Genomic DNA, 18,899 nt, shown 5'->3' on the forward strand with positions numbered 1-18,899 from the left:
CCAAGTGAACACCGCGCAGGTGGGGCCGACTTCTCGCTTACTCAGGCGGCGCGCTCGGCCTCTCACGCATAGTCGTGACTGGCTGCAAGTGTCAGCTCGCGTACCAGGCGAGCGACGTTTTGCCGGTGCTCTTGTTCAAGACGGTCGTACACTGGCTGCAACTGCTCGATTGTTTGCCCAGGGTGTTGGTCGGTGACAGCCAGGACGCGGTTCTGGTAGTCCTGCTCAAGCGCCGCGAAACGCTCGGCGTGAGCCTCTTTCAAGTAATCGACCCAAAAATCCCGTTCGGCGGCATAGCGCATGAGGGGTTCGCCATGCTCACCCTGCTGAACCTGGGCCAAGGCCTGGTCCAGCTCGCCCCTGCGCAGGCCAGCCACGCCCTGGAACAGCATGCTGCTGGGCGGCAGTGGTAAATCCAGTTCACGCGTCAAGCGCAGGCGGTAGGCCAGCCGGACCTCCGCCTCGTCGCGTGAGCCGGCCTGTGTGCGGGCAATGTCGTCCAGCGCCTGCAGGCGATAGAGTCGCAGGGTCAGGCGGTAAAGCGCCGAGCCACGGGATTGCGCGGGTATGTCACGCAATGCCTGTTCGGTAAAAACACGAATCTCCATCTGGTTGAACAGCAGCCACGCACCATCTGCACACGTCTGCACAGCCTCTTGAGCGATCACATTGAACAGCAGGCGCTGTTCAGCGCTGGCGGCGGCGATTTCCAGTACATGCCAGACCCTGGCCGCGAAGTCGGCACGTGTGCGGCTGGTTCGATAAGGGGCAGACTCCGTCAGGCGTCCGGTCAGCGCCAGCAGGTCTTGAGCATCATCGGCCTCCACCAGTGCATGCCACGTGCTGCGATGAGCTTCGTTTTCTTCGACGCTACCCAGCAGCCATTGCTCAACGTCCGGAGCACCCTGAGGGAAGGGCTGGGGAGGGCTGTGGACATGTCCGTCGCTGTCGGATTCGGTACCGTCAAAGCCTTCGCTGTCGCTATCGGAACCCTGCTCGGACGACGAGTCCGAGCTGTGCCGCTCGCGCCACTGGTCGTTTGCGATCGAATCCGGCAGGTCCATATTGAATGAATAGGCGCGCCCGTGCCGCTCGGAGGTGTGGGCGCGGTACTGGGTGTCTTCGCTCAACGGGTTGCCAAACAGGGAAATTTCCGTGTGCCCATGGTCGTTGCGTGGGTTGTAGAGGATGTTGTCCGGCAGCTCGGTAATCTGGTTGTTATCGAGGTCCAGCAGGTTGAGCGGGAACAGCCCCTCTACCCATTCAGGCCAGGCCTGCAAGCCCGTATTGGCCAGCGATAGCGAGCGCAAATGGGCAGAGAGCGCTGCCACGTCGTCGATCTCGCCAATGCGGTTACCGTCCAAGTGCAATGCGCTGAGGCTGCGCATGCGGGCAAAGACATTCATTACCTGTTGGTCCACGCGCATGCCCTGGTCATACAGGCTTAATCGCTGCAGGCCGGGTAGCGCCGTCAACGCCTCGGGTATACGTTCCAGCGGTGGGGTTAACGCTTCCAAGGTCAGCCCGCCCAGTATCCGAAACTGGCTGAGGAACCGCTCCAGTTGCTGCGCCGTACAGGTCACGCGTGCCAGGTGCAGGTTGTGGATCTGGGTGAAGTAGCTGCCCGGCAGGTGAGGAGGGAAATCAACCAGGTCAACCCCGTCGAGCATCAGCGGCGCGAAGGACTCGCCCATTTGCAGGGTGCGCAGATGCGCCAGCAGCCTGTCACCGATCAGCGACCTGGCACGGCTGGTAGGCTCGCTCAGTGGGGCTGTCGAACTGGACACGTGTGCCCAGTTGTCGAGGGCCTCGCGCAGTTCGTTGTACTGGCGCACGTGATTGTCGAGGATGTTTTGAATGGACGGCGTTACATCGATCTCGAAGCTGAAGCGCCCGCCCACCCGGTTGTCGCGCAGCTGGGTTTGCATGATGGTCCGGAAAGACATGAAATTGCCCTGCAGGGAAACCAAGGTATGGGGTGGAGCCATCCGGGTATCGTTCAAGAGCGTGTCGGGTGCGCCTGAAAGGTGGTTACCCCGCAGTGACAGGTGCTGCAGGGCAGCGACGGTTTCGTCGTCCAGCCATTCGGGCCATGCATCCAGGCCCACCCGGTCAAGCCCCAGAAAGCGCAGGGACATGCCTTGGAGCAAGTTTCGCCCGCTCAGGAAGCCCATGCGGTTACCGCTCAGGTCGAGGTACTCCAGCGCGGGAAACTGGCGTAGCGAGTCCATTTCCAGTGATGTGATTGCAAGGTTGTGGTTCAGCAGCCTCAGTTCACGAAGCCTTGGAAAGTATGCAGCGAGCCGATAAAGGCTGACTACGTGCAAGCCGGGCGCAGCTGTATTCGCCGCTGTGCGACTTATTTCAAGCGCTGTGATTCGAGGGAAGTGTCGATAGAACCTTTCCATGTTCTGCGCGTCGGCCAACTGCTGGGGGAAGCTGTCAGGATGGCCGCTGATCTGGACGTCGATCAGCTCAAGCCGCTCCACACGTTGCAGAAAAACGTCGGGCAACTGCGCGGGGAAATCGATCAGCAGCACCTGCTCAAGGCGCAGTGGTGCGGCGGTACGACCGATCTCCGGCAGGCTGTTGGCGAGCCAGTGATGCCAGAGTGCATCCTGAATCCGGCTGCGGCTGGCCGCACGTCTTTCCAGGTCGGGAAGCACGCTGGACGCCTGGCCCCAACGGGTGAGGCCCGCATCCAGCGCCGTGCGCTCCGCCAGCAGTTCGCCAAGGCGGGTGTGAATCTGTTGTCGGGTAAGCCCGCTCGCTTCCAGTGCGTCGAGTATCTGTTCGGCCGACTCCGCTTCGCGGGGCAGTTCGAGCCAGCGAATCATGTCGAGCAAGGTCTCCCTGAGGATGTACCCGCTGGTCGCACCCCTGCCGCTCAAGGGGTAGCCGATGCGGCCGTTGGCCAGGCGCATGGGTGAATGGCGACCGGCCTTGGCGGGCTGCATTTTCAGCAGCTGGCGCAGGGCCGCCCGCGGCAGTAGCGGGCCTTCCTGGAGCCTGGACTTGAGTTTCGGCCCGTCCCAGGTGCCGGGGAAGCCAAGCTGCGCACGGTAGGTGTCGGACAATGCATGCAGAACCGCTGCGTAGAGGTTGTCGCGCCCATGCAGGCTCTGCCCGTCGTGATCGAAAACCTCATAGCCATCGCCGTGGCGGGTCAGTACCTTGCGAATCGGTGCGTCTTCAGGGCCGATAGCGTCCAGCTGCACCCCGCCGAATCGGTTGTCGCGAACCTCGATACGCACGTCGACCGACCAGCCGGGCAGGCGCTCAAGGCTATGCAGGATCAGCATGTCGCTATCGGGGTTGCGCACCGACTCCAGGTACAGGCCTTCGTATGCCCGTTGCAGGCGGACCTGTTGCTGATAAATGCGAATTTCTTCCGCCACACGCAAGGGCACTTTGCCTGTCTTGAGTTGCAGCAGTTCGTCGGCAGTGGCCTGGCCGGCCACCTCTTCGGCTACCGTGGCCGGGATTTTCGGATACGCCTGTTGGATTGCCTGGGTGGAGCCCTGTGCAGGGGAGGAAAGTGCCTGATAGCGGGTTTCGAATACCTTGGCACGCATGGCGGCATCCGCCGAGGGTAGTTCGGCAGTCACTTGCTGGTCGAGCGTGAAGCGCTGCAAGGTATCTTCAAGCAGTGCCGGGGGGCGAAGGTTGTCGCTGAACATGCGCCGCAGGACGGCTTCGGGTGTACCGCTGACCAGCAGGATGCGTTGCGCGGTGCTTGCGCTGAGCGTGGCGCTGCGTTCGCCCAGGCGCTGGATCAGGGTGTGCCCTTGCCATTCCAGCGGCTGGTCCAGTTCATGTTGCCAGGTGCCGGCACCGTTGTGACGCACGATGGGCGGGTAGCGGTCGCTGTGGGTGGGGTGTTCGAGCCTGTACTCGCCATTTTGCACCGACGGCTTGACGGCGTACACCTTGTCTTCGAGGGCCAGCCAGGTTTTGCCCTGATAGTGATAGAGCCCGAACTCGTCAGGCTGCAACCCGGATGGCAGCACGACATCGTGGGCAAAGGGGGCGAGGTCGGGGCGCCACAGGCGCCGCTCGCCGTTGGGCATCTCGACCGCTTTGAGCTCCTCGATGAACGACGGTGTTTCCACGGGGATTCGTTCCACTGCCGGTGTACCGGTTTCGATACCCGCCGCCCCCAGCGCGGTGATCAGCGCTACGTTCTCTGCCACGTCCAGCAGATAACCCAGGGCTTGCTCACGGTCATCGTTGGCCCAGCTTTCCAGGCCATCGAAAATCTCGAAGCCAAGTTGGGCGACGGTCACCCCCATCATGATCTCACCCAGGCCCGGTACGAAAAACGCAGCGACATTGAGCGCCTCGAAGGCCTTCTGGGTGAAGTAGGCTTTGCGCTTTTTAGCGGTTTTCTGATCTTCCTCTGCGGTGGAGACGGCATGAAACAGCGCATCATCCTTGAGGCGTGACATCTTCTGCGCGACCAGTTCATCGAGAAATGGCTGTTTGAAATAGAACACGCCTGTTGGGATCTCTGCCGTTGGGTTCTCCAGCGACTCAAACCGACCCTTTGTCGGGTTCCACTTCTGCGGACGCAAATGCTCGCGCAGTTTCTCCAACACTTCGTCCTGATGGCGGGCCGGCACCAGGCGCCGTAACTGCCATGCATCGAGCTTCAACAGTTGTCGTGGCAGGTCTGCCAGCAGCGACTTGACCGATGCATATTCCTTCATGGGAGTCGGCGACCCAGGCAGATAGCTCACCACCGCCCCCCTGTAGGGCGGTACGCCAATGATCAAGGCCCCGCTAAGCTGGCGTTTCCAAAGGGTCATGAAGTTGCAGTGCAAAGGACTGCCCTGGTAGTCGGCCTTGCTGCTCACCGACAGGGTCAAGAGTGCGTCGTACATGCCTTTGCTGATGGCTTTTTGCAGGAAAGCCAGATGGGTATGAACGCGGAACGCAGATTGTTCGGCATTTTTCAGCATGCCCTGTGCACTGGACGTGTAGGTCGCATCGATCAGTGCCTGATATTGGCCACCGATGTCCAGTTCACGAGAAAGCGCTGCGAATTGGTCGGGCACGATCGGCACTGGGTTACCGGTCGCGGTAACGAATATGAATTCATTGCTGTCGAGGATGACCGCCTGCAGGCCCTTGGCGTCCAGCCCCCCGGGTTGCGCTTCCGAAGCCTCGAAGTTCTGCATGGCGCTGCGCAGCAGTGATTGGGTGGCCAGTTTCAGCGCACGCTGGCCCGCAACAATGACGTCCCCCTCAAGGTGCAGCTTGTATTCAGCGGCTTTGCTGGTGTTGAACAGGTAGGTTCGGGACAGGTTCAGGTCCAGGCCGAAACGCTGCTTGAATGCTGGCGCGAGTTTTTCATTGGCGAACGTTTCCAGCTCTGGCAAGGGTGCGAGCAATGCCGCCACCTTGGCTTCGTACTCCCGGTGCAAGGCGTAGTCCTGGGCGAGTGCACGAGCGACCTCGGGGCTTTGCGGGTAGGCCTGCTCAAACCAGGCGGGGAGGGACTTGATGGCGGCGCGCAAGCGTTGATGAGTCGCCCGCTCGGCAGTCGCTACCCAGGTGGGCAGTTTGCCGATGACAAGTTGCTGCTGAGCCGGTACAGGGGGCGCGGCAGTGCCGTGGGCCGTCGCGGGGGATAAGGCTGTCATGAGGGTGATCTCGTTTGTCGGGCCTTCGATGCTAGAGGCTGTTCGCCCATGGCAATCCATACAATGATCTATGCCCTGACCATTGCCCTTCAGCACTCCCCTCTGCGGCTGGCGACTTCACACAGACACATGCTCAAAGCGCAATTCAGGTTTATGATGCCCAACGGCAGACTTAATCCTCACACGGAGTGCGCAATGCAGACCCTCTACCCGCAGATCAAACCCTACGCCCGGCACGATCTGGCCGTGGAAGCGCCGCATGTGCTGTATGTCGACGAAAGCGGCTCGCCTGAAGGTCTGCCGGTGGTGTTCATCCACGGGGGGCCTGGGGCGGGTTGCGACGCCCAGAGCCGTTGCTACTTCGACCCTAACCTGTACCGCATCATCACCTTCGACCAGCGCGGCTGTGGCCGCTCCACGCCCCATGCGAGCCTGGAGAACAACACCACCTGGCACCTGGTCGAAGACCTGGAACGCATCCGCAAGCACCTGGGCATCGACAAGTGGGTGCTGTTTGGCGGCTCGTGGGGCTCGACCCTGGCCCTGGCCTATGCACAGACCCACCCTGAGCGTGTGCACGGCCTGATCCTGCGTGGCATTTTCCTGTGCCGGCCGCAGGAAATCGAATGGTTCTACCAGGAGGGCGCCAGCCGCCTGTTCCCCGACTACTGGCAGGACTACATCGCGCCGATCCCGCCGGAAGAGCGGGGTGACCTGGTCAAGGCCTTCCACAAGCGGCTGACCGGCAACGACCAGATCGCCCAGATGCACGCCGCCAAGGCCTGGTCCACCTGGGAGGGCCGTACTGCCACGCTGCGCCCCAACCCGTTGGTGGTCGACCGCTTCTCCGAGCCGCAGCGGGCGCTGTCGATTGCCCGCATCGAATGCCACTATTTCATCAACAACGCCTTCCTTAAGCCGGACCAGTTGATCCGCGACATGCCGAAGATTGCCCACCTACCGGCGGTAATCGTGCATGGCCGTTACGACGTGATCTGCCCGCTGGACAACGCCTGGGCCTTACACCAGGCCTGGCCCAACAGCGAGCTGAAAGTCATCCGCGACGCCGGCCACGCGGCCTCTGAGCCTGGCATTACCGATGCCCTGGTGCGCGCTGCCGACCAGATGGCGCGCCGCCTGCTCGACCTGCCCCTGGAAGAAGCATGAGGGGGCTGTTGCAGCGTGTGCGAGGCGCACGGGTAGAGGTGGCGGGGGAGATTGTCGGTGCCATCGACCATGGCTTGCTGGTGCTGGTAGCGGTGGAGCCTGAAGATTCTCGCGAGCAGGCCGATAAGCTGTTGCACAAGCTGCTGAATTATCGTGTATTCAGCGATGAGCAGGGCAAGATGAACCTGTCGCTCAAGGATGTCGGGGGCGGCTTGTTGCTGGTGTCCCAGTTCACACTGGCGGCGGATACCCGCAATGGCATGCGCCCGAGCTTCTCGACGGCGGCACCGCCTGCCCTTGGCGCCGAACTGTTCGACTATCTTTTAGAGCAAGCGAAGGGCCAGCACGCCGATGTGGCGAGTGGGCGATTCGGAGCGGACATGCAGGTGCATTTGGTCAATGATGGCCCCGTAACATTTATGTTACAAATGTGAGGTCAAAAAACCCCTTGTTTGTACGAAAACAAGGGGTTTTGTACGATAAATAGTTCGTCCAGCCTGATGCGTTGTTACGCGACCTGCTGGATAATCGCGCGCTGCATGGACCTGCGTTCGTAGGTTCGTTTCACTCTGACTCGAGCTTTGTCTGGATCCGTTTGGGGAATCATTACGCCCTCACGGGGTCCGAACAGTGCTCGCCAACCCGGCATTTGTCGCTGGCCGTTGGTTTCATGATCTGTTTTCGGCGAGGGTTGCTCGTGATTGTTAGTCCCCATAAAGCATCAAGAATCCCCGGCATTCCGCTACGCAAGGCCCTGATGGCCAGCGTGGCACTGGTCGGCCTGATGAGCGCGGGCCAGCTGTGGGCATTCAATCTTGACGATGTTGCAGCCAAGGCAAAGGATCTGGCCGGCCAGAAGTACGAAGCACCGAAGAGCAATCTGCCTGCGGCATTCCGCGACATGAAGTTCGCCGACTACCAGAAGATTCACTTCCTGCAGGAAAAGGCCGAGTGGGCCAAGGACAAGACCCCCTTCAAACTGTCCTTCTATCACCAGGGCATGCATTTCGACACCCCGGTGAAAATCAACGAAGTCACCGCCTCCAAGGTCGAGGAAATCAAGTACGACCCGAGCCGCTTCGAGTTCGGTGACGTGCCGCACGACCCGGAAACCACCAAGAACCTGGGCTATGCCGGTTTCCGCGTGCTTTACCCGATCAACAAGGCCGACAAGCAGGACGAGATCATGACCCTGCTTGGCGCCAGCTACTTCCGCGTGGTCGGCAAGGGCCATGTGTATGGCCTGTCGGCCCGTGGCCTGGCCATCGACACCGCACTGCCGTCGGGTGAAGAGTTCCCGCGTTTCACCGAGTTCTGGGTCGAAAAGCCCAAGCCTGCCGACAAGCACCTGGTGATCTATGCGCTGCTGGACTCGCCGCGTTCCACCGGCGCCTATAAACTGACCCTGCGTCCGGGCAGCGATACCGTGGTTGACGTCAAGTCGCGGGTCTACCTGCGGGATCACGTCAGCCGCCTGGGCATCGCGCCGCTCACCAGCATGTACCTGTTCGGCCCTAACCAGCCTTCCAAGGTCATGAACTACCGCCCAGCCCTGCACGACTCCGAAGGCTTGTCGATCCATGCCGGCAACGGCGAGTGGCTGTGGCGCCCGCTGAACAACCCGAAACACCTGGCGGTCAGCAACTTCAGCGTCGAGAACCCGCGTGGTTTCGGCCTGATGCAGCGTCATCGCGACTTCAAGGACTATGAAGACCTCGACGACAACTACCAGAAGCGTCCGAGCGCCTGGATCGAGCCGAAAGGTGACTGGGGCAAAGGCACCGTCGACCTGGTCGAGATCCCGACCGCCGACGAAACCAACGACAACATCGTGGCATTCTGGAGCCCCGAGACCCTGCCAGAGCCAGGCAAGCCGTTCGAATACGACTACCGCCTGCACTGGACCATCGACGAGGCCCAGTTCCAGGCCCAGGATGTGGCGTCGGTTACCCAGACCCTGCGCTCCACCGGCGACGTCAAACAGTCCAACCTGATTCGTCAGGCTGACGGCAGCGTGGCGTTCATCGTCGATTTCGCAGGCCCCAACCTGGCCGCCCTGGCGCCAGACACCGCTGTACGTAGCCAGGTCAGCGTCGGTGACAATGCCGAGGTGGTCGAGAACAACCTGCGCTATAACCCAGAGAGCAAGGGCTGGCGCCTGACCCTGCGGCTGAAGGTCAAGGAAGCCAACAAATCGACGGAAATGCGCGCTGCGCTGGTTCGCGACGTACCTGTCGAGCCCGCCAAGCCTGCGACCAAGGACGCCAAGCAGGACAAGGCCGCTGCCAAGCATGCCAAGGCCGAGAAAAACGCCAAGGCCGAACAACCTGCCGCCGATGCGGCGTCCACCAACGGGACCCCGGCCACCACCGAGAAAGTGCTGACCGAGACCTGGACCTATCAGTTGCCTGCCGATGAGTAACTCAAGCGCAAGGCCGGAATCGCTTGGCGAATACCTGGCCCACCTTCCACTGAGCGATGAGCAGCGCGCGGAACTCGCCAACTGCACCTCGTTCGGTGAGCTGCACCAACGCCTGGCGGCCAACCCGGCCGCCAATTCCGCCGAGGCCGTGCAGGCTTCGGTGGGCCCGCGGCTGACCGTGGGCAGCGCTGCCGAGCTCGAAGATGCCGAAATGCTCGGTGTCGACGGCAGCGGCCGGTTGTGCCTGAAAATCGCGCCGCCGATCAAGCGCACCCGTGTGGTGCCCGAGCCGTGGCGCACCAATGTGCTGATACGCATGTGGCGCCGCATGACCGGGCGCACCAACGCGCCGCAGCCAGCTCAGCGCGAGCTGCCCAAGGCCCGCTGGCGTACGGTCGGCTCGATCCGCCGCTATATCCTGCTGACCCTGATGATCGGCCAGACCATCGTGGCCGGCTGGTACATGAAGGGCATCCTGCCGTACCAGGGCTGGTCGTTCGTCGACCTCGACGAGATCCTCAATCAGTCGCTGTGGGAAACGGTCGTGCAGGTCTGGCCGTATGCGCTGCAGACCTCCATCCTGATTCTGTTCGGCATCCTGTTCTGCTGGGTGTCGGCGGGCTTCTGGACGGCGTTGATGGGCTTCCTCGAACTGCTCACCGGGCGCGACAAGTACCGCATTTCCGGCAGCAGTGCCGGCAGTGAGCCGATTGCGCCCGAGGCACGTACCGCGCTGGTCATGCCGATTTGCAACGAAGATGTGCCGCGCGTGTTCGCGGGCCTTCGGGCTACATTCGAGTCGGTGGCCGCCAGCGGCAACCTCGACCGTTTCGACTTCTTCGTGCTCAGCGACACCAACGACACCGACATTGCCGTGGCCGAGCAACAGGCCTGGCTGGACGTGTGCCGTGAAACCAAGGGCTTTGGCCGCATCTTCTACCGCCGCCGTCGGCGCCGGGTGAAGCGCAAGAGCGGCAACCTCGACGACTTCTGCCGTCGCTGGGGTGGCGAGTACAAGTACATGGTCGTGCTCGACGCTGACAGCGTCATGAGCGGCGAGTGCCTGAGCAGCCTGGTGCGCCTGATGGAGGCCAACCCGGATGCCGGCATCATCCAGACCGCGCCCAAGGCGTCGGGCATGGACACCCTGTATGCGCGCATGCAGCAGTTCGCCACCCGCGTGTATGGCCCGCTGTTCACCGCCGGCCTGCACTTCTGGCAGTTGGGCGAGTCGCACTACTGGGGCCACAACGCGATCATCCGCATGAAGCCGTTCATCGAGCACTGCGCCCTGGCGCCGCTGCCGGGTAAAGGCGCGTTCGCCGGTGCGATCCTCTCCCACGACTTTGTCGAAGCTGCGCTGATGCGCCGTGCCGGCTGGGGCGTGTGGATCGCCTACGACCTGCCGGGCAGCTACGAAGAGCTGCCGCCGAACCTGCTCGACGAGCTCAAGCGTGACCGCCGCTGGTGCCACGGCAACCTGATGAACTTCCGCCTGTTCCTGGTCAAGGGCATGCACCCGGTGCACCGTGCGGTGTTCCTCACCGGGGTGATGTCGTACCTGTCGGCGCCGTTGTGGTTCTTCTTCCTGGTGCTGTCGACCGCACTGCTGGCGACCAACACGCTGATGGAGCCGCAGTACTTCATCGAGCCGTACCAGCTCTACCCGCTGTGGCCGCAGTGGCACCCGGAGAAGGCCGTTGCGCTGTTCTCCACCACCATCGTGCTGCTGTTCCTGCCCAAGCTGCTGAGCATCATCCTGATCTGGGCCAAGGGCGCGGTCGAGTTTGGCGGGCGCATCAAGGTCACCCTGTCGATGCTGATGGAGATGCTGTTCTCTATGTTGCTGGCACCGGTACGGATGATCTTCCACACCCGCTTCGTGCTGGCCGCGTTCCTCGGTTGGGCCGCGACCTGGAACTCGCCGCAGCGTGACGACGACTCTACCCCGTGGAGCGAGGCCCTGCGCCGCCATGGCCCGCAAACCTTGCTGGGCTTTGCCTGGGCTGCGCTGGTGGCTTGGCTGAACCCGAGCTTCTTGTGGTGGCTGGCGCCTATCGTGGGTTCGCTGGTGCTGTCGATCCCGGTTTCGGTGATCTCCAGCCGAACCCGCCTGGGCCTGGCGGCCAAGGACGAGAAGCTGTTCCTGATCCCTGAGGAATACGCCACGCCGCAAGAGCTGCTGGCAACCGACCAGTACACCCACGAGAACCGCTGGCATGCCCTGCATGACGGTTTCGTGCGGGCGGTGGTCGACCCGCGGCAGAACGCCCTGGCGTGCGCCATGGCGACCGCTCGCCACGGCCAGGCAGCAGCGATCGAAGCACTGCGTGCCGAACGTGTGGCCAAGGCACTGGAAGTAGGGCCCAAAGGGCTGGACCTGAACACCCGCCTGGCCTTGCTGAGCGACCCAGTTGCCTTGGCGCGCCTGCATGATCGAGTCTGGGCAGAGCACAATGTGGCCTGGATCGATGTCTGGCGTGCCTCGATCGACAACGACCCGCATTCGCCGTTGTTGCCGCTGCATCCGGAGAATGAAGGCCAACCGGCACTCGTCGGCGCCTGATCCATAGCATTCGCGGGGCAAGCCCGCTCCTACAGGTATTGCGTAACCGTGTAGGAGCGGCCTTGTGTCGCGAAACGAGGGCGCAGCCCTCGCCAGCAATATCCCCCTCTACTCGATTTTGGCCAACAAAGTCCCCCCCAGCTCTAGGTCCCCGGGCCGCCATGCGTTAGCATCCCTCCCCGATAGAACGCTTCGGCCAGCACGGCCGTGCCAACAATAAGATTTGCTACTTTTCTTGCTAGGGGACTTGGTGATGATCAAGAAATACCTTTCGCGACTGCTGGTCGGTGTTACCGCCCTGGTCGCCGTCACGGCGGCCCAGGCTGGCGCTATCGAAGACGCGGTCAAGCGCGGCACCCTGAAAGTGGGCATGGACCCGACCTACATGCCGTTCCAGATGACCAACAAGCGCGGCGAGATCATCGGCTTCGAAGTCGATATCCTCAAGGCCATGGCCAAGTCCATGGGCGTCAAGCTGGAGACTGTCTCCACCGCCTATGACGGCATCATCCCGGCCCTGCTGACCAACAAGTTCGACATGATCGGCAGCGGCATGACCCTGACCCAGGAACGCAACCTGCGCCTGAACTTCAGCGAACCCTTCATCGTGGTCGGCCAGACCCTGCTGATCCGCAAGGAGCTGGCAGGCGAGATCAAGTCGTACAAAGACCTGAACAACGAGAAGTACAGCATCACCTCCAAGCTCGGCACCACCGGCGAGATGGTCTCCAAGAAACTGATCGGCAAAGCCAAGTACCACGGCTACGACAACGAGCAGGAAGCGGTGATGGACGTGGTCAACGGCAAGGCCGACGCCTTCGTCTACGATGCACCCTACAACGTGGTGGCGGTGGAGAAGGCCGGCGCTGGCAAGCTGCTGTTCCTCGAAGAACCCTTCACCTACGAGCCGCTGGCATTCGGCCTGAAGAAAGGCGACTACGACAGCATCAACTTCATCAACAACTTCCTGCACCAGATCAAGCATGACGGGACCTACGATCGTATCCACGACAAGTGGTTCAAGAACAAGGACTGGCTGAAGGAAATGGAATAAGGCCCAGGCCACAAGCCCAGGCTTTGACCCCGACGCGCAGGCAAACCCTGCGCGTTCGCATTTACGGAAGTACCCCACGTGATCAAACACAAGAAAGCCCAGTGGCCCTGGCACGCGCTGACCGCGCTGGTCCTGGTGGGCCTGGCGGTCAGTTTGTACCTGGCCACCTCGATGATGTCCTATGAGTGGCGCTGGAACCGTGTCCCGCAGTACTTTGCCTACCAGGCCGAAGAAGCTCAGCGTGCCGCCGGCTATGGCACCGTGCAGGACATCGTCATTACCGGTGACACCGCCCGTGTAACGCTGAAGGAAGAGGGGGGCGCCGAGCAGGTGCTCGACGTCGACCGCAACAGCCTGTTGCTGAGCCGAGGCGATGATGTTTCTGAAGGCGACCAGATCGGTGTGACCCGCCATTGGGCGGCAGGCCCGTTGGCGTGGGGCCTGTGGACCACGCTGTGGCTGTCGGTGGTGTCGGGCGCGCTGGGCCTGGTGATCGGTCTGTTCGCGGGCCTGTGCCGGCTGTCGAACAACCCGACCCTGCGTGACTTGTCGACCGTTTATGTCGAGCTTGTGCGCGGTACACCGCTGCTGGTACAGATCTTCATCTTCTACTTCTTCATCGGCACCGTGCTCAACCTGTCCCGCGAATTCGCTGGGGTTGCCGCGCTGGCGCTGTTCACCGGGGCTTATGTGGCCGAGATCGTCCGCGCCGGTGTGCAGTCCATCGCCAAGGGCCAGAACGAAGCGGCCCGCTCGCTGGGCCTTAATGCTGGCCAGTCGATGCGCCACGTGATCCTGCCCCAGGCGTTCAAACGCGTGCTGCCGCCCTTGGCTGGCCAGTTCATCAGCCTGGTCAAGGACACCTCGCTGGTCTCGGTGATCGCCATCACCGAGCTGACCAAGAGCGGCCGCGAGGCCATCACCACCTCGTTCTCGACCTTCGAGATCTGGTTCTGCGTGGCAGGCTTGTACCTGCTGATCAACCTGCCGCTGTCGCACCTGGCCAGCCGGCTCGAGCGGAGGCTTGCGCAAAGTGATTGAAGTCCGTGACCTGGTAAAAGTCTTCGACACCCGCGGCCACGTGGTGCGTGCGGTGGACAATGTCACCACGCGTGTGGCCAAGGCCGAAGTGGTGGTGGTGCTGGGCCCGTCGGGGTCGGGTAAGTCGACCTTCCTGCGCTGCCTCAACGGCCTGGAGCATTTCGACGAAGGCGTTGTTGCCATCGACGGCTTGCAACTGGCCGACCCGAAGACCGACATCAACGCCTACCGCCGCGAAGTCGGCATGGTGTTCCAGCATTTCAACCTGTTCCCGCACATGACCGTGCTGGAAAACCTGTGCCTGGCGCAAAAAGTCGTGCGCAAGCGCGGCAAGGCTGAGCGCGAGGCGAAGGCCCGGGCGCTGCTGGAGAAAGTGGGTATTTCGCAGAAAGCCAACGAGTACCCGTCGCGCCTCTCTGGCGGCCAGCAGCAGCGGGTGGCGATTGCCCGCGCCCTGGCGATGGAGCCGAAGGTAATGCTGTTCGACGAGCCGACCTCGGCGCTCGACCCGGAAATGGTCGGCGAAGTGCTGGACGTGATGAAGACCCTGGCCCAGGAAGGCATGACCATGGTTTGCGTCACCCACGAAATGGGCTTTGCCCGTGAAGTGGCGGACCGAGTGCTGTTCTTCGATCACGGCAAATTGCTGGAAGATGCCTCGCCGGCGCAGTTCTTCGATGCACCAAAGGACCCGCGCGCGCAGGCGTTCCTGCGTCAGGTGCTGTAACCGCGTAGGCCCATTCGCAGGGCAAGCCCGCTCCCACAGGATATCACTTGCCCTTGGGGCAGTAGGGCACCTTGCCTTTGGGGCATTAGGGCACCTGTGGGAGCGGGCTTGTCCCGCGAATGGGCCGCAAAGCGGCCCCGGCATTTTCAAAGGCTGAACCGCCCCACCATCCCCCGCAACTGCCGCCCCAACTGCTCCAGCTCCCCGCTCGACGCCGCCGTCTGTTCGCTGGCCGCACTGGTCTGGTCCGACACATCGCGCACATTCAGCACGCTGCGGTTGATCTGTTCGGCCACCACGCTCTGCTCTTCACTGGCCGTGGCGATCTGCTGGTTCATGCCCTGAATGCTCGACACCGTGTCGGTGATCTGGCCCAGCGCATGCCCGGCCTTGCGGCTCAGCTCCACGCTCTGTTCGGTCAGGCTCTTGCTGCTGTCCAGTAAGCGGTTCACTTCGTCAGTACCGTTGTGCAGGCTGTCGATCAGCTGTCCAATCTCCTCGGTTGCCGTAGAGGTACGCTGGGCCAAGCCACGCACCTCATCGGCCACCACGGCAAAGCCACGCCCGGCTTCGCCGGCCCGTGCTGCTTCGATCGCCGCGTTCAAAGCAAGCAGGTTGGTTTGTTCGGACACCGACTTGATCACATCAAGGATGCTGCCAATCCGTTGGCTCTCGCCCGCCAGGTGCTGCATGGCCGTCAGGCAATGGTCCATCTGACCAGCCAACTGCTCGATCCGGCCGATGGCTTCGGCCACCACCTGATCACCCACCTGCGCCTGCTGGTCGGCGTTGGTCGCGGCCGCTGAGGCTTGCTCGGCATTCTGCGCGACCTCCTGCACCGTCGCGCTCATCTGGTTCATGGCGGTGGCCACCTGGTCGGTTTCTTCGCGTTGCTGGCTGATGCGCAGCTTGGTGTCTTCGCTGCTGGCCGCCAACTGCGTGGCCGCCTGTGTCAGGTGGCCGACACCCTGGTCGATGCCACCGATCAGCTCGCGCAGACTCAAGGTCATGTCGCGCATGCTGGACTGCAACTGGCCCATCTCGTCACGGCGCAGGACCGGCTCGACCTGGCTCAGGTCGCCCTTGGCGATACGCGCGGCCAGGGTCAGCGTCTGGCGCAGCGGCTGGGTGATCTGCAGGGTGATCAGCCAACCGGCGAGCACGCCCACCACCAGCGCCAGTACGGCCACGCTGGTCAGTAACGAGCGGGCTGCCAGGGCCTCGCTGTCGCGTTGCTCGACTTTGCGCTCGCCCAGCTCCACGCTCACGGCGCTTAACTCATCGCCCATTTTTTCCATGTTGCCTTGCAGCTGCTCGACCCGCACGGCGGCGTGACGGTACTGGTCCAGGCTGGCGCGATAACGCGCCAACTCGACGCCAGGTTGTTCGGTAAGCGTGCGCGGCAGCCCCAAGGTCGCCAGGCCTTTGAGCAACTGGCCAAGGGCGCTGTCGGCGGCGTCCAGTGCGGCATCGCCGACCTTGGCGAAATCCTCGACGGGCGAGAAGGTGTACGCCGGTACCAGGCTCTGCTGGTTGGCACCGTCAACGTGACGGCTGAGGGTGTCCATCAGGCCCAGTGTGCCGCTTTGCTGGCTATCGGCAGGCATCTTCAACAAGGCCTGGGTCTGCAGTTCATCGATGACGTCGTTGAGCTTCTGCTCCTGTGCCTGCATGGCCTCGCGCAGGGCGTGCCGCTGGTTGACCGTGCGCTGCAGTTCAGCGAAGTCGTCGCGCATACGCTGCAACAATTGCAGCTTCTGGGTGAGCATCTGGCGGGAGTCATCGACGCTACTGCGCTGCTGCAGGGTGCTCAGCATGCTTTCGAGCTGTTCGAGGATGCGTCCGATACGTAGCTTGCTGGCGTCGTCGCTGAGCACGCGATAGGTGATGCGCTCTGCACGCAGGTCCTTGACCAAGTCGTTGATCAGGCCGATTTCACTGAGTTGCTCTGAGCGGATGATGGCGCCATCCAGCGCGCGCCAGCCGCTGATGGTGGTGGCCAGGGTAAGCAGCAAGACCACGGCAAAGCCGAGGGCAAGCTTGGCGCCGACACCGATGTTGCCGAGCCTGCGGTTGAGGTAACCGAGCATGGTGAGTCTCCGTCCATTTGAGAGAGACCATGCCGGCACAATGCCGGCATGGCACTCCTGCCCATCGGCAGCGGAGGTGTAGGACTTGACCTGATAATCAGGTAGGAAATTTCACTTATACCTGTATGAACCTTCCCAGGCAGGGCGCCACCCTTGTAGGAGCGCCCCAGCAAGGCCGCTCCTACAAGAGCCGGTCAGAGCCTGAAGCGGCCCACCAGCCCTTGCAGGTGAGTACCCAGCCGCGCCAGCTCGACACTGGAACTGGCCGTTTCTTCACTGGCCGACGACGTCTGGTCAGAAATATCCCGCACATTCATCACACTGCGGTTGATCTCTTCGGCCACGGCCGTCTGTTCCTCCGCCGCAGTGGCGATCTGCTGGTTCATGGCCTGGATCGACGACACAGTCCGGGTGATGGTCGCAAGCGAGCCACCAGCGCGGCGGGTGAGTTCGACACTGCTGTCGGTCAGTTGGCGGCTGTTGTCCATCACACTGGCCACGCGTTGGGTGCCGTTTTGCAGGCCGGCAATCAGCTCTTCGATTTCTTCGGTCGACTGTTGAGTGCGCTGGGCCAAGCTGCGCACTTCGTCGGCGACCACGGCAAAGCCACGCCCGGCCTCGCCGGCCCGTGCTGCCTCGATCGCCGCGTTGAGGGCCAGCAGGTTGGTCTGCTGGGCCACCGACTTGATTACATCGAGCACGCTGCCGATCTTGTCACTCTCGGCCTTGAGCTGGTTCATCGCTTCGCTGGAGTTGGCCACCTCGCAGGCCAGGCGCTCGATCTGCGCCACCGCCTCACCTACCACCCGATCCCCCTCGCGGGCTTGCTGGTCGGCCATCAGCGCGGCTTCCGAGGCCTGTTCGGCGTTGCGCGCAACCTCGTGCACGGTGGCGGTCATCTGGTTCATGGCCGTTGCTACCTGGTCGGTCTCGACCTTCTGGTTGTTGACCCCGGCACTGGTCTGTTCGGTCACCGCCGACAGTTCCTCGGCGGCGCTGGCGATCTGCGTGACACCGTCGCCGATGCCGCCGATCAACTCCCGCAGGCCTTGGGTCATGCGCTGCATGCTGGCTTGCAACTGGCCCAGCTCGTCGCGGCGTTGCACCTGCAAGTCATGGCTCAGGTCGCCATTGGCCACGCGCTCGGCAGCGCTCAGGGTTTGGCGCAACGGGATGATGATCTGCCGGGTGATGGCCCAGGCTGCCAAGAGGCCCAGCGCCAGAGCCAGGGCGGTGGCGGCGGCGAGCAGGGCCTTGGCTTGGCTGGCGCCAGCGTTGCGGACGGCGGTCTGCGAGGCGGTCATCGCCTGGCTGGTCTGCAGCAGCACCGTGCCTTGGTCGGCCATGTGCTGCAGGGCTTGTTCGCTGGCAGTTTGCGCGTTGCCGAACTGGTTAACCGCGTCGCGGTAGCCGGCCATCGCGGTGGCGGCATCGTCGAGGCTGGCGGCATGCTCGGCAGGCACCTTGGTCGGCAGCGCCTTGAGTTCGGCCAGGGCTTGGTCGATGGCTTTCAGTGCGGTCTGTTGGAATTCGGCGTTGCCGCTATAGGTGTAGCCACGGACCTGGAAGCGCGCTTGTTGCAGCAGTGCGTTTACGTCCACTGCATGCTGGTATTGCGTGATATCACCCCCCTGCAGCAGGCCGCGCTGGACCCGGCCGACCAGCTCGACGGCCTTGTCGGCGCTGTCGCCGAGCACGCCACGGCTGGCTTCGCGGCGCTGGCCGGCCTGCTTCAAGTCGTTGAACGCTTGCTGGTAAATGCGCACGGCCTCGCGTTGCTGTTCGAGGCGCTGGCGGTCGGCGGGGTGTTCGATCTGGCCCAGCATGCGCTGTACCTGGCGATCAAGATTGGCCAGGGCCTTTTCCAGCTCTGCCACCGATGCCTCATCGCGGCTGCGTTGGTAATGCTGGCGTGCAATGCGCAGTTCCTGGGTGTACTCCTGGATTACCGAAATATTACCCAGCTTGTCGCCGCGGTCGATGACGCTGTCCAGGCCGTGCCAGCCTGTCAGGGTGATGGCCAGGGTCAGGAGCAGTACCAGGCCAAAGCCCAGCCCTAGCTTGCGATTGACGCTTACGTTCCCCAGCGAGTGGGCTAACCATCGGTACATGTTCGACTCTCCGGTAACTTGGCAGCACGGGTAATTATTGTGTTGCCAAGGCATCGGCCTGGGAGAGGGAAACTTG

10 protein-coding genes and 2 pseudogenes are annotated in these 18,899 nt (G+C 62.6%); 7 read left to right on the forward strand and 5 right to left on the reverse strand.

Annotated features, from left to right (window positions below):
- Positions 1–62: 62 nt before the first annotated feature.
- Positions 63–5,645: an NEL-type E3 ubiquitin ligase domain-containing protein gene (locus tag OGV19_RS25770; RefSeq protein WP_264311241.1), complete on the reverse strand. Its 5,583-nt coding sequence runs from the start codon at positions 5,643–5,645 to the stop codon at positions 63–65.
- A 195-nt stretch (positions 5,646–5,840) separates the two neighbouring features.
- Between OGV19_RS25770 and pip the strand changes: the two genes are divergently transcribed.
- The 7 genes from pip to OGV19_RS25805 all read left to right on the forward strand — a co-directional run bounded on the left by pip (position 5,841) and on the right by OGV19_RS25805 (position 14,622).
- Positions 5,841–6,812: a prolyl aminopeptidase gene (gene pip, locus OGV19_RS25775; protein ID WP_264311242.1), complete on the forward strand. Its 972-nt coding sequence runs from the start codon at positions 5,841–5,843 to the stop codon at positions 6,810–6,812.
- The gene (dtd, locus tag OGV19_RS25780; RefSeq protein ID WP_264311243.1) at positions 6,809–7,246 is read left to right on the forward strand and encodes a D-aminoacyl-tRNA deacylase; all 438 of its coding nucleotides are present in this window, start codon (positions 6,809–6,811) and stop codon (positions 7,244–7,246) included. The genes pip and dtd overlap by 4 nt, the downstream gene beginning before the upstream one ends.
- A gap of 263 nt (positions 7,247–7,509) precedes the next feature.
- A complete protein-coding gene (locus OGV19_RS25785) occupies positions 7,510–9,234 on the forward strand; it encodes a glucan biosynthesis protein G (RefSeq protein ID WP_319026014.1) in 1,725 nt (574 codons plus the stop codon).
- Positions 9,227–11,800, forward strand: a complete 2,574-nt coding sequence (gene mdoH / locus OGV19_RS25790) for a glucans biosynthesis glucosyltransferase MdoH (RefSeq protein WP_264311244.1) — start codon at positions 9,227–9,229, stop codon at positions 11,798–11,800. The genes OGV19_RS25785 and mdoH overlap by 8 nt, the downstream gene beginning before the upstream one ends.
- A 256-nt stretch (positions 11,801–12,056) precedes the next feature.
- Positions 12,057–12,854, forward strand: coding sequence for a transporter substrate-binding domain-containing protein (locus OGV19_RS25795; RefSeq protein ID WP_264314008.1), 798 nt, complete (start codon positions 12,057–12,059; stop codon positions 12,852–12,854).
- A 78-nt stretch (positions 12,855–12,932) separates the two neighbouring features.
- Positions 12,933–13,895 carry an amino acid ABC transporter permease gene (locus OGV19_RS25800; protein ID WP_264311245.1) on the forward strand — a complete coding sequence of 321 codons (963 nt, stop codon included), beginning with the start codon at positions 12,933–12,935 and terminating at the stop codon, positions 13,893–13,895.
- Entirely contained in the window at positions 13,888–14,622 is a 735-nt protein-coding gene (locus OGV19_RS25805) for an amino acid ABC transporter ATP-binding protein (RefSeq protein WP_027592407.1), read from the forward strand. The genes OGV19_RS25800 and OGV19_RS25805 overlap by 8 nt, the downstream gene beginning before the upstream one ends.
- 146 nt (positions 14,623–14,768) lie before the next feature.
- Here OGV19_RS25805 and OGV19_RS27920 read toward each other — a convergent pair whose 3' ends face one another.
- The 4 genes and pseudogenes from OGV19_RS27920 to OGV19_RS27935 all read right to left on the reverse strand — a co-directional run.
- Positions 14,769–15,641: a methyl-accepting chemotaxis protein gene (locus OGV19_RS27920; protein ID WP_413470150.1), complete on the reverse strand. Its 873-nt coding sequence runs from the start codon at positions 15,639–15,641 to the stop codon at positions 14,769–14,771.
- A pseudogene (locus OGV19_RS27925) lies at positions 15,624–16,712 on the reverse strand (methyl-accepting chemotaxis protein); the annotation flags it as partial. The pseudogene OGV19_RS27925 and the gene OGV19_RS27920, both read right to left, overlap by 18 nt.
- A 194-nt stretch (positions 16,713–16,906) precedes the next feature.
- Positions 16,907–17,779 (reverse strand): methyl-accepting chemotaxis protein, encoded by an 873-nt coding sequence (locus tag OGV19_RS27930; RefSeq protein WP_413470151.1) that lies wholly within the window; start codon positions 17,777–17,779, stop codon positions 16,907–16,909.
- Positions 17,762–18,877 (reverse strand): annotated as a pseudogene (locus OGV19_RS27935) (methyl-accepting chemotaxis protein); the annotation flags it as partial. The pseudogene OGV19_RS27935 and the gene OGV19_RS27930, both read right to left, overlap by 18 nt.
- Between the last annotated feature and the right edge of the window lie 22 nt (positions 18,878–18,899).

Origin of the sequence: Pseudomonas putida (genome assembly GCF_025905425.1) — a bacterium.
Classification (GTDB): domain Bacteria; phylum Pseudomonadota; class Gammaproteobacteria; order Pseudomonadales; family Pseudomonadaceae; genus Aquipseudomonas; species Aquipseudomonas putida_AF.

What these genes read in the sequence shown, in the direction of transcription:
- OGV19_RS27930 (WP_413470151.1), bottom strand. Translation starts at nt 17,779, where the DNA reads ATGCAGCGCATGACCCAAGGCCTGCGGGAGTTGATCGGCGGCATCGGC.
- dtd (WP_264311243.1), top strand. Translation starts at nt 6,809, where the DNA reads ATGAGGGGGCTGTTGCAGCGTGTGCGAGGCGCACGGGTAGAGGTGGCG.
- mdoH (WP_264311244.1), top strand. Translation starts at nt 9,227, where the DNA reads ATGAGTAACTCAAGCGCAAGGCCGGAATCGCTTGGCGAATACCTGGCC.
- pip (WP_264311242.1), top strand. Translation starts at nt 5,841, where the DNA reads ATGCAGACCCTCTACCCGCAGATCAAACCCTACGCCCGGCACGATCTG.
- OGV19_RS25770 (WP_264311241.1), bottom strand. Translation starts at nt 5,645, where the DNA reads ATGACAGCCTTATCCCCCGCGACGGCCCACGGCACTGCCGCGCCCCCT.
- OGV19_RS27920 (WP_413470150.1), bottom strand. Translation starts at nt 15,641, where the DNA reads ATGCGCGACATGACCTTGAGTCTGCGCGAGCTGATCGGTGGCATCGAC.